This window comes from Streptomyces sp. NPDC039423 (assembly GCF_055598725.1).
The window spans coordinates 470,815-484,494 of sequence record NZ_JBVKAH010000005.1 but is presented as its reverse complement, the minus strand read 5'-3'; the positions used below and the strand labels follow the sequence as shown (position 1 = coordinate 484,494).

General features: G+C 71.3%; 9 protein-coding genes. 5 read left to right on the top strand and 4 right to left on the bottom strand.

Annotated features, from left to right (window positions below; translation table 11 throughout):
• Positions 1 to 85: 85 nt before the first annotated feature.
• From ACZ7LK_RS19515 to recQ, 5 genes are all read left to right on the top strand, one after another.
• A complete protein-coding gene (locus ACZ7LK_RS19515; RefSeq protein WP_392274285.1) occupies positions 86 to 880 on the top strand; it encodes an ATP-binding cassette domain-containing protein in 795 nt (264 codons plus the stop codon).
• Entirely contained in the window at positions 877 to 2,163 is a 1,287-nt protein-coding gene (locus ACZ7LK_RS19510) for a sugar ABC transporter permease (RefSeq protein ID WP_392274284.1), read from the top strand. The genes ACZ7LK_RS19515 and ACZ7LK_RS19510 overlap by 4 nt, the downstream gene beginning before the upstream one ends.
• A gap of 163 nt (positions 2,164 to 2,326) precedes the next feature.
• Positions 2,327 to 4,240, top strand: a complete 1,914-nt coding sequence (dxs, locus tag ACZ7LK_RS19505) for a 1-deoxy-D-xylulose-5-phosphate synthase (protein WP_392274283.1) — start codon at positions 2,327 to 2,329, stop codon at positions 4,238 to 4,240.
• Positions 4,241 to 4,398: 158 nt separating this feature from the next.
• Positions 4,399 to 5,910 (top strand): amino acid permease, encoded by a 1,512-nt coding sequence (locus ACZ7LK_RS19500; RefSeq protein WP_471142117.1) that lies wholly within the window; start codon positions 4,399 to 4,401, stop codon positions 5,908 to 5,910.
• Positions 5,911 to 5,994: 84 nt separating this feature from the next.
• Positions 5,995 to 7,845 carry a DNA helicase RecQ gene (gene recQ / locus ACZ7LK_RS19495; RefSeq protein ID WP_392274281.1) on the top strand — a complete coding sequence of 617 codons (1,851 nt, stop codon included), beginning with the start codon at positions 5,995 to 5,997 and terminating at the stop codon, positions 7,843 to 7,845.
• A gap of 111 nt (positions 7,846 to 7,956) precedes the next feature.
• Here recQ and ACZ7LK_RS19490 read toward each other — a convergent pair whose 3' ends face one another.
• From ACZ7LK_RS19490 to ACZ7LK_RS19475, 4 genes are all read right to left on the bottom strand, one after another.
• Positions 7,957 to 10,086, bottom strand: a complete 2,130-nt coding sequence (locus ACZ7LK_RS19490) for a 3-hydroxyacyl-CoA dehydrogenase NAD-binding domain-containing protein (protein WP_392274280.1) — start codon at positions 10,084 to 10,086, stop codon at positions 7,957 to 7,959.
• Entirely contained in the window at positions 10,083 to 11,297 is a 1,215-nt protein-coding gene (locus ACZ7LK_RS19485; RefSeq protein ID WP_392274279.1) for a thiolase family protein, read from the bottom strand. The genes ACZ7LK_RS19490 and ACZ7LK_RS19485 overlap by 4 nt, the downstream gene beginning before the upstream one ends.
• 276 nt (positions 11,298 to 11,573) lie before the next feature.
• Complete coding sequence (locus tag ACZ7LK_RS19480) at positions 11,574 to 12,869, bottom strand: HRDC domain-containing protein (RefSeq protein WP_392274278.1); 1,296 nt, start codon at positions 12,867 to 12,869, stop codon at positions 11,574 to 11,576.
• Positions 12,870 to 12,947: 78 nt separating this feature from the next.
• A complete protein-coding gene (locus tag ACZ7LK_RS19475) occupies positions 12,948 to 13,613 on the bottom strand; it encodes a response regulator transcription factor (RefSeq protein ID WP_064068756.1) in 666 nt (221 codons plus the stop codon).
• Between the last annotated feature and the right edge of the window lie 67 nt (positions 13,614 to 13,680).

Sequence of the window (13,680 nt, the reverse complement as noted above, 5' to 3'; positions counted from 1 at the left end):
CGGCGCGGCCCGCACCCGGGCCCGCGGACCCGGTCCCCCTCAAGCTCCACGTACCACCATCCCCGCCGGACAGGCGGCGAAGGAGATGATTCACGTGTTCGCTACGCCCGTGCTGGCGTTGCGCGGAGTCTCCAAGCGGTTCGGCGCCGTCCAGGCGCTCACCGACGTAGACCTGGAGATCCACGCCGGTGAGGTCGTCGCCCTGGTCGGCGACAACGGCGCCGGCAAATCGACGCTCGTCAAGACCATCTCGGGGGTCCACCCCATCGACGAAGGCGCCATCGAGTGGGAGGGCAACACGGTCCGCATCAGCCGGCCGAACGACGCCCAGGACCTCGGGGTCGCCACCGTCTACCAGGACCTGGCCCTCTGCGACAACCTCGACGTCGTCGCCAACCTCTTCCTCGGCAGCGAGCTGAAGAGCCTCTCCGTCCTCGACGAGATCGCGATGGAGAAGCGCGCCAAGGAGCTGCTGGACACCCTGTCCATCCGCATCCCCAGCGTGCGCATCCCCGTCGCTGCCCTCTCCGGCGGACAGCGCCAGGTCGTCGCCATCGCGCGCGCCCTGATCGGCGACCCCAAGATCGTCATCCTCGACGAGCCCACCGCCGCCCTCGGCGTCGAGCAGACCGCCCAGGTCCTCGACCTGGTCGAGCGGCTGCGCGAGCGGGGCCACGGCGTCATCCTCATCAGCCACAACATGGCCGATGTGCGCGCCGTCGCCGACAAGGTCGCGGTGCTCCGCCTCGGCCGCAACAACGGTGTCTTCGACGTCAAGGACACCACGCACGAAGAGATCATCGCCGCGATCACCGGCGCCACGGACAACGCCGTCACCCGCCGCCAGGCGCGCACGGCCACGAAGGAGGACGCGAAGTGAGCGACCTCACCAAGACCCCCGCCCCCGACGCCGCCGAGCAGTCCGCCGCGCCGATCCCGGCCGTCGACCCGCGCCTCCTGGTGCGCGAGGAGGGCCTCAAGGGCTACTGGACCGAGTTCACCCGCAAGGTGCGCGGCGGTGAGCTGGGCTCCCTGCCCGTGTTCATCGGCCTGATCGTCATCGCGGTCGTCTTCCAGCTCCAGAACAGCAACTTCCTCTCCGCCAGCTCCGTCGCCAACATCGCGGTCTACACCTCGGGCCTCGGCATCATGGCGGTCGGCATCGTCTTCGTGCTGATCCTCGGCGAGATCGACCTGTCGGTCGGCTCCGTCGCGGGTGTCGGCGCCGCCGTATGGGCCGTGCTCAATGTGAGCAACGGGATGAACGACTGGCTCGCCGTCGCCCTCGCCGTCCTCTCCGGCCTGGCGCTGGGCCTGCTGCACGGCTTCTTCTTCGCCAAGATCGGCGTACCGGCGTTCGTCGTCACCCTGGCCGGCTTCCTCGGCTGGAGCGGCCTCCAGATCTGGCTCATGGGCCAGGAAGGCTCCATCAACGCCCCCACCGGGAGCGTCGTCGAGCACCTGACCGGCTACTACTTCGAGGACAAGGCCGCCGCGTACGGCCTCGCCCTGGTGGCCGTCCTCGCCTACGCCGGGTCCCTGCTGCTGGACAGCAAGCGCCGCAAGGCCGCCGCGCTGCCCGCCCGCCCGGCCAGCGAGATCGTCCTGCGCGCCGGCTTCGTCGCCGTCCTGTGCTTCGTCGTCGCGTACGTCCTCAACGAGCCCGCCGGTGCCCGCGGCCTGCCGCTCGCGCTGGTGCTCTTCCTCGCCGTCCTGGTCGTCGCCGACTTCGTCGCCCGCCGCACCACCTTCGGCCGCCAGGTCTTCGCGGTCGGCGGCAACGCCGAGGCGGCCCGCCGCGCCGGCATCAACGTCGACCGGGTCCGGATCATGGTCTTCGGCCTCTCCGGCCTGCTCGCCGCCTTCGGCGGCCTCTTCGTGGCCAGCCTCTCCGGCGGCGCCACCAAGAGCCTGGGCGGCGGCAACACCCTGATGCTCGTCATCGCGGCGGCCGTCATCGGCGGCACCAGCCTCTTCGGCGGCCGCGGCAAGGTGTGGTCCGCGCTGCTCGGCATGATCGTGATCCAGTCGATCCAGCAGGGCCTCAACATGCTCGGAATGGCCTCCGAGATCCAGTACATGATCACCGGCGCGGTGCTCCTCGCCGCCGTCGTGATCGACTCGATCTCCCGCCGCACCCAGAAGACCGCAGGTCGCGCCTAGTGTGACCACCGCGATGCCCGGCGCCGTCAACCGGCGCCGGGCATTGCTGCGTCTGAGCCAATGCCCGGCACTTTACGGACCGCCCGATGACCACCGTCGGAGGCGGAACATTAGACTCGACCAAATCGGCAGCTCGACCAGCTCAACACGCAAGGAGGCACGGGTGGCTCTGCTGACCCGTATCACGGGCCCGCGCGACCTCGACCGGCTCGCCCCGGAGCAGCTGGACCAGCTGGCCGCGGAGATCCGGTCCTTCCTGGTGGACGCCGTCTCCAAGACGGGCGGCCACCTCGGGCCGAACCTCGGCGTGGTCGAGCTGACCATCGCCCTGCACCGCGTCTTCGAGTCCCCCAAGGACAAGATCCTCTGGGACACCGGCCACCAGTCCTACGTCCACAAGCTGCTCACCGGCCGCCAGGACTTCTCCAAGCTGAAGATGAAGGGCGGCCTGTCCGGCTACCCGGCTCGCGCGGAGTCCGAGCACGACGTCATCGAGAACAGCCACGCCTCCACCGTCCTCGGCTGGGCCGACGGCCTGGCCAAGGCCAACGAGGTGCTGGGCAGGAACGACCACGTCGTCGCCGTCATCGGTGACGGCGCCCTCACCGGCGGCATGGCCTGGGAGGCGCTCAACAACATCGCGGAGGCCAAGGACCGCCCGCTCGTCATCGTCGTCAACGACAACGAGCGCTCCTACGCCCCGACCATCGGCGGCCTCGCCAACCACCTCGCCACCCTGCGCACCACCGACGGCTACGAGCGCTTCCTCGCCCGTACCAAGGAGATCCTCGACCGCACCCCGGTCGTCGGCAAGCCGCTGTACGAGACGCTGCACGGCGCCAAGAAGGGCCTGAAGGACTTCATCGCCCCGCAGGGCATGTTCGAGGACCTCGGCCTGAAGTACGTCGGCCCCATCGACGGCCACGACATCGAGGCCCTGGAGTCGGCGCTGACCCGCGCCAAGCGGTTCGGCGGCCCGGTCATCGTGCACTGCCTCACCGAGAAGGGCCGCGGCTACCAGCCCGCCCTCGCCGACGAGGCCGACCGCTTCCACGCCGTCGGCAGGATCCACCCGGACACCGGCCTGCCGATCTCCTCCTCCGGCGCCGACTGGACCGGTGTGTTCGCCGACGAGATGGTCGAGCTCGGCCGCGAGCGCGAGGACATCGTCGCCATCACCGCGGCCATGCTCCAGCCGGTCGGCCTCGACAAGTTCGCCAAGGCCTTCCCCGACCGGGTGTACGACGTCGGCATCGCCGAGCAGCACGGCGCCGTCTCCGCGGCCGGCCTGGCCACCGGCGGCCTCCACCCCGTCTTCGCCGTCTACGCCACCTTCCTCAACCGCGCCTTCGACCAGGTCCTGATGGATGTCGCCCTGCACAAGTGCGGAGTGACCTTCGTCCTGGACCGGGCCGGCATCACCGGCACCGACGGCGCCTCCCACAACGGCATGTGGGACATGTCGATCCTCCAGGTCGTCCCCGGCCTCCGGATCGCCGCCCCGCGCGACGCCGACCAGGTCCGCGCCCAGCTCCGCGAGGCCGTCGAGGTCGACGACGCGCCGACCGTCGTGCGCTACTCCAAGGGCGCCGTCGGCCCGGCCGTCGAGGCCGTGGGCCGCGTCGGCGGCATGGACGTGCTGCGCGAGGCCGGCACCGACACGCCGGACGTGCTGCTGGTGTCCGTCGGCGCGCTCGCGCCGATGTGCCTGGAGATCGCCGGCCTGCTCGACCAGCAGGGCATCTCCACCACCGTCGTCGACCCGCGCTGGGTCAAGCCGGTCGACGAGGCCCTCCCGCCGCTCGCGGCCCGTCACCGCGTCGTGGTCACCGTCGAGGACAACGGGCGCGTCGGCGGCGTCGGCTGCGCGGTCGCCCAGGCGCTGCGCGACGCGGGCGTCGACGTACCGCTGCGCGACTTCGGCATCCCGCCGCGCTTCCTGGACCACGCCTCCCGCAAGGAGGTCATGGCGGAGATCGGGCTGACCGCCCCGGACATCGCCCGCCAGGTCACCGGCCTCGTCTCCACGCTGGACGGCCGGTACGAGGAGGCGGCCGTCGAGACCGCCCGCGACTGACGGCACCCGTACCACCGCGCATTGGGCCGGTCGGAGCACCCCGAGGGGTTTCCGGCCGGTCCTTTCGTGTGAATGGGCTCTCCAGGGCGGGCGCCGCCCCGTCCCCCTCTCGATCATGGGCGGTAGAGGCCGATGGCTACGGAGGTACGCCGGTGAGTATGGGCCAGCAGTCACGTGACACCGGGTTGTTCCGGACGAAAAGTATCGAGCAGTCGATTCGGGATACCGAGGAGCCCGAACACGCACTGAAGAAGTCCCTGTCCGCCTGGGACCTGACGGTCTTCGGCGTCGGCGTCATCATCGGCACCGGCATCTTCGTCCTCACCGGAAAGGTGGCGAAGGAGACCGCCGGACCGGCCACGGCCCTGGCGTTCGTCACCGCCGGCGTCGTCTGCGCGCTCGCCGCGCTGTGCTACGCCGAGTTCGCCTCGACCGTGCCGGTGGCCGGATCGGCGTACACCTTCGCGTACGCCTCCCTGGGCGAGCTGCCGGCCTGGATCATCGGCTGGGACCTGGTCCTGGAGTTCGCCCTCGGCACCGCGGTCGTCGCGGTCGGCTGGTCCGGCTACGTCCGCTCGCTGATGGACAACATCGACTGGCACCTGCCCGCCTCGCTGCAAGGCCCGGACGTGGCCGGCGGCACCTTCGACATCCTGGCGTTCCTGCTGGTCCTGGTGCTGACCGTGATCCTGGTGCTCGGCATGAAGCTGTCCGCCAACATCACGGCGCTGGTCGTGGCCATCAAGGTCACCGTCGTCATGATCGTGATCATCGCGGGGCTGTTCTTCATCGTCGGCGACAACTACTCGCCCTTCATCCCCCCCGCGGTGACCCCGCCGACCTCCTCCGGCTGGGACGCGCCGCTCGTCCAGACGATCTTCGGCTACGAGCCGACGAACTTCGGCGTCATGGGCATCTTCACCGCCGCGTCCGTCGTCTTCTTCGCCTTCATCGGCTTCGACGTGGTGGCCACCGCCGCCGAGGAGACCAAGCTCCCGCAGCGCGACATGCCGCGCGGCATCCTCGGCTCCCTGCTCATCTGCACCGTGCTGTACGTGGCCGTCTCGCTCGTGGTGACCGGCATGCAGCACTACAGCAAGCTGTCCGTGAGCGCTCCCCTCGCCGACGCGTTCAAGGCGACCGGCCACCCCTTCTACGCCGGCATCATCAGCTTCGGCGCCGCCGTCGGCCTCACCACCGTGTGCCTGATCCTGCTGCTCGGACAGACCCGCGTGTTCTTCGCCATGAGCCGGGACGGGCTGCTGCCGCGGTTCTTCTCCATCACGCACCCGAGGTTCCGCACCCCGTACCGCCCGACCATCCTCCTCGGCGTGATCATCGCCATCATCGCCGGCTTCACCAGCATCAACGAACTGGCGACCCTGGTGAACATCGGCACGCTCTTCGCCTTCGTCGTCGTCGCCCTCGGCGTGATCATCCTCCGCCGCACCCGCCCCGACCTGCACCGTGCCTTCCGCACCCCCTGGGTGCCGGTCATCCCGATCCTTTCGGTCGCCGCGTCGGTCTGGCTGATGCTCAACCTGCCGGGCGAGACATGGTTTCGCTTCGCCGTCTGGATGGTCATCGGCATCGTCGTGTACTTCCTGTACGGGCGCGGCCACAGCCGCCTGAGCGCCGGCCGCCGCCCGGCGGCCACCGGCGCGCCGTAAACCCCGGCCACCGGCACTACCGCACCGCCGGCCGCCCCGTCCGCCGTTTGGGCCGATCGGGGCGGCCGCTCGTAGAATCGGCGGATGACTTCCCCCGGCGACGCCCCCGCGGACCACGAGACCGACGACGCCCTGCGGGTGCTGGGCAAGGTCTTCGGCTACGACTCCTTCCGCGGCGAGCAGCGGGAGATCATCGACCACGTGGTGGGCGGCGGTGACGCCCTGGTCCTCATGCCCACCGGCGGCGGCAAGTCGCTGTGCTACCAGATCCCCGCCCTGGTGCGCCCCGGCGTCGGCGTCGTCGTCTCACCGCTGATCGCCCTCATGCAGGACCAGGTCGACGCGCTGCGGGCGCTCGGGGTCCGGGCCGGGTTCCTCAACTCCACCCAGGACCTCGACGAGCGGCGGCTGGTGGAGGCCGAGTTCGCCGCCGGTGAGCTGGACCTGCTGTACCTGGCCCCGGAGCGGCTGCGCGTCGAGTCCACGCTCCAGCTCCTGCACCGCGGCAGCATCTCGCTGTTCGCCATCGACGAGGCGCACTGCGTCGCCCAGTGGGGCCACGACTTCCGGCCCGACTACCTCCAGCTCTCCACGCTCCACGAGCGGTGGCCCGACGTACCGCGCATCGCCCTGACGGCGACGGCCACCCGTGCCACCCACGCGGAGATCGCCACCCGGCTGGACCTGACCGGCGCCCGGCACTTCGTGGCGAGCTTCGACCGCCCCAACATCCAGTACCGCATCGCCCCGAAGAACGAGCCCAAGCGGCAGCTCCTGGAGCTGATCCGCAGCGAGCACCCCGGCGACGCGGGCATCGTGTACTGCCTGTCCCGGGCGTCCGTCGAGAAGACGGCGGCGTTCCTGGTGGAGAACGGCATCGACGCCGTCCCGTACCACGCGGGCCTGGACGCCCGCACCCGGGCCGAAAACCAGTCCCGCTTCCTGCGCGAGGACGGCCTGGTCGTCGTCGCGACGATCGCGTTCGGCATGGGCATCGACAAGCCCGACGTCCGCTTCGTCGCCCACCTCGACCTGCCCAAGTCGGTCGAGGGTTACTACCAGGAGACCGGCCGCGCCGGCCGTGACGGCCTGCCGTCCACCGCCTGGCTGGCCTACGGCCTCCAGGACGTCGTGCAGCAGCGCAAGATGATCGACGGCAGCGAGGGCGACGCCGAGCACCGCCGCCGCCTCGCCGCGCACCTCGACGCCATGCTCGCCCTGTGCGAGACGGTCGAGTGCCGCCGGGTGCGGCTGCTGGCCTACTTCGGTCAGGAGTCGACCCCGTGCGGCAACTGCGACACCTGCCTCGCGCCGCCGAAGTCGTGGGACGGCACGATCGCCGCCCAGAAGCTGCTGTCGGCCGTCGTCCGGCTCAAGCGGGAACGCAACCAGAAGTTCGGCGCCGGCCAGATCATCGACATCCTCCTCGGCCGCAAGACGGCGAAGGTCATCCAATTCGACCACGACGCCCTGAGCGTCTTCGGCATCGGCACCGAGCTCAACGAGTCCCAGTGGCGCGGCGTCGTGCGCCAGCTCCTCGCCCAGGGCCTCCTGGCGGTCGAGGGCGACTACGGCACCCTCGTCCTGACGGACACCTCCGCCGAGGTCCTCGGCGGCGGCCGCGAGGTCCTGCTGCGCAGCGAACCCGAACGCCCGGCCCGGGCGGCGAGGTCCGGCCCCGCCGCCAAGCGCGCCGCCGTCGCCGACCTGCCCGAGGAGGCGCTCCCCGTCTTCGAACGGCTCCGCGCCTGGCGCGCGGCCACCGCCAAGGAGCAGGGCGTCCCGGCGTACGTCGTCTTCCACGACGCCACCCTCCGCCAGATCGCCGCCGCCCCGCCCTCGACCCTCGAAGAGCTGGGCACCGTCAGCGGGGTCGGCGAGAACAAGCTCGCCAAGTACGGCGAAGGGCTGCTCGCCGCCCTCACCGACGCCTGACCCAGCCCGCCGCCCCGCCCCGGCCGGCCGCCGGGGGAGCGGCCGGAAACGGCGGACGGGCCGCGGGGGAGGTTCCCCGCGGCCCGTCCGGCCGGTTCGTGCGGCGACGCGTCAGGCGGGGACGCTCGCCACTCCCTGCTCCAGGAAACGCTTGCCGTTCACGCGCTCCGAGACGCCCTCGCGGTCCAGGTACGGCGTGATGCCGCCCAGGTGGAAGGGCCAGCCGGCGCCCGTGATCAGGCACAGGTCGATGTCCTGGGCCTCGGCGACGACGCCCTCGTCCAGCATCAGGCCGATCTCCTGCGCCACCGCGTCCAGGACACGGTCCCGCACCTGCTGCTCGGTCAGGACGACGTCGCCCTGCTTCAGCAGCGCCGCGACCTCGGGGTCCAGCTCGGGCTTGCCCGAATCGTAGACGTAGAAGCCGCGCTTGCCGGCCTTGACGACGGCGGCGAGGTTCGGGGACACCGTGAAGCGGTCCGGGAAGGAGCGGTTCAGGGTCTCGGACACGTGCAGACCGATCGCCGGACCGACCAGCTCCAGCAGCACCAGCGGGGACATCGGCAGACCGAGCGGCTCGATGGCCTTCTCCGCGGTCTCGACCGGCGTGCCCTCGTCGATGACGTTCTGGATCTCGCCCATGAAGCGGGTGAGGATGCGGTTCACGACGAACGCCGGGGCGTCCTTCGTCAGGACGGCCGTCTTCTTCAGCTTCTTCGCGACACCGAACGCGGTGGCCAGCGACGCGTCGTCCGTCTTCTCGCCGCGCACGATCTCCAGCAGCGGGAGGATCGCGACCGGGTTGAAGAAGTGGAAGCCGACGACCCGCTCCGGGTGCTGGAGCTTGGAGGCCATCTCCGACACCGACAGCGAGGAGGTGTTGGTGGCGAGAATCGCGTGCGCCGGGGCGACCGCCTCGACCTCCGCGAACACCTTCTGCTTGACCGACATCTCCTCGAACACGGCCTCGATGATGAAGTCCGCGTCCGCGAAGCCCTCGGCCTTGTCCAGGACGCCCGACACCAGACCCTTGAGGCGGTTGGCCTTGTCCTGGTTGACGCGGCCCTTGGCGAGCAGCTTGTCGATCTCGCCGTGGACGTAGCCCACGCCCTTGTCGACGCGCTCCTGGTCGATGTCGGTCAGGACGACCGGCACCTCCAGGCGGCGCAGGAACAGCAGCGCGAGCTGCGAGGCCATCAGGCCCGCGCCCACGACGCCGACCTTGGTGACCGGGCGGGCCAGGCTCTTGTCCGGCGCGCCGGCCGGGCGCTTGGCACGCTTCTGCACCAGGTTGAAGGCGTAGATGCCGGACCGCAGCTCGCCACCCATGATCAGGTCGGCCAGCGCGGTGTCCTCGGCGTCGAAGCCCTTCTGGAGGTCGCCGTCCTTGGCCGCCTCGATGATCTCCAGCGCCCGGTAGGCGGCCGGGGCCGCACCGTGCACCTTGGCGTCCGCGATGAACCGGCCGCGGGCCACGGCGGCGTCCCAGCCCTCGCCACGGTCCACGTCGGCGCGCTCGACGACGATCTCGCCCTTGAGGACCGAGGCGGTCCACAGCAGCGACTGCTCCAGGAAGTCCGCGCCCTCGAAGATCGCGTCGGCGATCCCGAGCTCGTAGACCTGCTGGCCCTTGAGCTGCTTGTTCTGGTTGAGCGAGTTCTCGATGATCACCGAGACCGCGCGGTCCGCGCCGATCAGGTTCGGCAGGATCGCGCAGCCGCCCCAGCCCGGGACCAGGCCCAGGAAGACCTCGGGCAGCGAGAACGCCGGGAGGGCCGCCGACACGGTGCGGTAGGTGCAGTGCAGACCGACCTCGACACCGCCGCCCATCGCCGCGCCGTTGTAGTACGCGAAGGTCGGCACGCCCAGCGACGACAGCCGCTTGAAGACGTCGTGGCCGCCCTTGCCGATGGCCAGCGCGTCCTCGTGGCGCTTCAGCAGCTCGACGCCCTTGAGGTCGGCGCCGACGGCGAAGATGAAGGGCTTGCCGGTGATGCCGGCACCGACGATGGTGCCCTCGCCGGCCTCCTTCTCGACCTGGTCGATGGCGGTGTTGAGGTTCGCCAGCGACTGCGGGCCGAAGGTGGTCGGCTTGGTGTGGTCGAAGCCGTTGTCCAGCGTGATCAGCGCGAACCGGCCCGCCCCGAACGGCAGGTCGAAGTGCCGTACGTGGGCGGTGGTGACGACCTCGTCCGGGAACAGCTCGGCCGCACCCTTCAGAAGCTCAGCGGTGGTGCTCACTTGCCCTCCCAGTGGGGGTTTTCCCAGATGACCGTGGCGCCCATGCCGAAGCCGACGCACATGGTGGTGAGGCCGTAACGGACCTCCGGCTGCTCCTCGAACTGCCGCGCGAGCTGCGTCATCAGACGCACGCCGGAGGAGGCGAGCGGGTGGCCGAAGGCGATGGCGCCGCCGTACTGGTTGACGCGCGCGTCGTCGTCCGCGATGCCGTAGTGGTCGAGGAAGGCCAGCACCTGGACGGCGAAGGCCTCGTTGATCTCGAAGAGGTTGATGTCCTCGATCGACAGGCCGGCCTTGGCCAGGGCCTTCTCGGTCGCCGGGATCGGGCCGTAGCCCATGACCTCCGGCTCGACGCCGGCGAAGGCGTACGAGACGAGGCGCATCTTGACCGGCAGGCCGTTCTCGCGGGCGAAGTCCTCGGACGCGATGATGGAGGCGGTGGCGCCGTCGTTGAGACCCGCCGCGTTGCCGGCGGTGACGCGGCCGTGCGTACGGAACGGCGTCTTCAGCCCGGCCAGGCTCTCCAGGGTGGTGCCCGGACGCATCGGCTCGTCGGCGGTGACCAGGCCCCAGCCGGTCTCGCCGGCCTCGGCGTTGGTGCGGCGCACCGAGATCGGCACCAGGTCCTGCTGGATCTTGCCGTTGGCGTACGCCTTGGCGGCCTTCTCCTGGCTGCGCACGGCGTACTCGTCGGCGCGCTGCTTGGTGATGTGCGGGTAGCGGTCGTGCAGGTTCTCCGCCGTCATGCCCATGAACAGGGCCGACTCGTCGACCAGCTTCTCGCTGACGAAGCGCGGGTTCGGGTCGACGCCCTCGCCCATCGGGTGGCGGCCCATGTGCTCGACACCACCGGCGATCACGGCGTCGTACGCGCCGAAGGCGATCGAACCGGCGACCGAGGTCACGGCGGTCAGCGCGCCCGCGCACATCCGGTCGATGGAGTAACCGGGCACCGACTGCGGCAGGCCCGCGAGGATGCCGGCGGTGCGGCCCAGGGTCAGGCCCTGGTCACCGATCTGCGTGGTCGCCGCGATGGCGACCTCGTCGATCTTCTTGGGGTCCAGGGCCGGGTTGCGGCGCAGCAGCTCCCGGATGGCCTTCACGACGAGATCGTCGGCGCGGGTCTCGTGGTAGATGCCCTTCGGGCCCGCCTTGCCGAACGGGGTGCGGACGCCGTCGACGAAGACGACGTCCCTGACGGTACGAGGCACGATGGCTCTCCTCCAGGTGCGGGATGGCACTGCACTGCTGCTGCACGCGGCTAAGCGCGCGCTTGTACGCCCCATGCTACTTACGGGTAACCAGACTGCACAGTCCCCCCGCCCGGAGCGTTGAAGGTCACACCCCCGGCCGCCCTTCTGAGGCGCGGCGGGCCCGTGCGCACAGCCTGGCCCGGCCGGGGTGTGGCGCCCCGGAGCGGCGAGATACCCCTGGCCCCGCGGGAAGCGCGGAGCCCCCGGCCGCGAACGGCCGGGGGCTCCCTCGCGTCAGGCCTTCGCCGCCGCCAGCGCCGCCAGCAGCACCGGGGTGACCTGCTCGATCTGCCACGGCCGCGCCCCGTACCCGGCGAGCGCCCCCGCGACCGTCTCGGCCGTGAGCTCGGCGGGCGGCTCCCAGCAGACCCGGCGCACCGTGTCCGGCGTGATCAGGTTCTCCGGCGGCAGGTTCAGCGACTCGGCGAGCGCCGAGACGGCCGTTCGCGCCGCGGACAGGCGCGCCGCCGCGACCGGGTCCTTGTCCGCCCAGGCCCGCGGTGGGGGCGGCCCCTGCAAGGGCTGGCCGGGCTGCGGGAGCTCGGCTTCCGGCAGGGCCTTCGCCCGGTCCACCGCCGCCTGCCACTGTTCGAGCTGGCGGCGTCCCATCCGGTTCCCGAAGCCGGGCAGCGCGGTGAGCGCCTGGACGTTGGGCGGCAGGGCGAGCGCGGCCTCCACGATCGCGGCGTCGCTGAGCACCTTGCCGGGCGACACGTCCCGCCGCTGGGCGATCCGGTCGCGGGCGGTCCACAGCTCCCGTACGACCGCCATCTGGCGGCGCCGGCGGACCTTGTGCATGCCGGAGGTCCGGCGCCAGGGGTCCTTGCGGGGCGGGGGCGGCGGTGCGGCGGCGATGGCGTCGAACTCCTGGTACGCCCACTCCAGCTTGCCCTGCCGGTCCAGCTCCTTCTCCAGCGCGTCACGCAGGTCGACGAGCAGCTCGACGTCCAGCGCGGCGTACCGGAGCCAGGGCTCGGGCAGTGGACGGGTGGACCAGTCCACGGCGGAGTGGCCCTTCTCCAGGGCGAAGCCCAGCACCGACTCGACCATCGCGCCCAGGCCGACGCGGGGGAACCCCGCGAGACGGCCGGCCAGCTCCGTGTCGAACAGCCGGGTCGGCACCATGCCTATTTCGCGCAGGCACGGCAGGTCCTGGGTGGCGGCGTGCAGGATCCACTCGGCTCCGGCCAGGGCCTCGCCCAGGCCGGACAGATCGGGGCAGCCCACCGGGTCGATCAGGGCGCTGCCCGCGCCTTCCCGGCGGAGCTGCACCAGGTAGGCCCGCTGGCCGTAGCGGTAACCCGAGGCGCGCTCGGCGTCGACGGCGACGGGGCCGGTGCCGCGCGCGAAGGCGGCGATCACCTCGGCGAGGGCGTGCTCGTCGGCCACCACGGGCGGGATGCCCTCACGGGGTTCGAGCAGGGGGATCGGCACCCCGTCGACCACGCCGTCAGCGTCGCCGTCGTCCGGAGGGCCGCCCCCGGTGGTTCGCAGTGCTGTCTCTGCTGCGGTCTCTTGGGCGTCGGTCACCTGTCAAGGGTATCCGTGAACGGCGGGCGCCCGCCGACGGAACGTTCCGTCGACGGGCGCGGGGGTGGTGTGAACCGGTCAGTGGATGATTCCCGTACGGAGTGCGACGGCGACCATTCCGGCCCGGTCACCGGTACCGAGCTTGCGGGCGATGCGGGCGAGGTGGCTCTTGACGGTCAGCGCGGACAGGCCCATGGACACGCCGATGGCCTTGTTGGACTGGCCCTCGGCGACGAGCCGGAGCACCTCGACCTCACGGCCGGAGAGCTCCCGGTAGCCGCCCGGGTGACTCGGGGCACCCGGGGGGCGGCGGTGGCCGAGCCGAGCGGCCGCGGCGCCGATGGGGGCGGCGCCGGGCCGGGTCGGGTGGCCGATGTTGGTACGCGTACCGGTGACGACGTAGCCCTTGACGCCGCCGGCGAGCGCGTTGCGCACGGCGCCGATGTCGTCGGCCGCCGAGAGGGCGAGTCCGTTGGGCCAGCCGGCGGCACGGGTCTCGGACAGCAGGGTGAGCCCGGAGCCATCGGGCAGGTGGACGTCGGCAACGCAGATGTCGCGCGGGCTGCCGACGCGGGGACGGGCCTCCGCGATGGACGACGCCTCGATGACGTCACGCACTCCGAGAGCCCACAGGTGGCGGGTCACGGTGGAACGGACGCGCGGGTCGGCCACGACGACCATGGCCGTCGGCTTGTTCGGGCGGTAGGCGACCAGGCTTGCGGGCTGCTCGAGGAGAACGGACACCAGGCCTCCTGGGAAGGTGCGGGACACAGCCGGCTCGGGGAAGAAGCCGGGCGAACCGTGTTTGAAG

Bases quoted from the DNA above. Each gene is read 5' to 3' on its own strand.
- ACZ7LK_RS19515 (WP_392274285.1), top strand. From the start codon at position 86: ATGATTCACGTGTTCGCTACGCCCGTGCTGGCGTTGCGCGGAGTCTCC.
- recQ (WP_392274281.1), top strand. From the start codon at position 5,995: ATGACTTCCCCCGGCGACGCCCCCGCGGACCACGAGACCGACGACGCC.
- ACZ7LK_RS19500 (WP_471142117.1), top strand. From the start codon at position 4,399: ATGGGCCAGCAGTCACGTGACACCGGGTTGTTCCGGACGAAAAGTATC.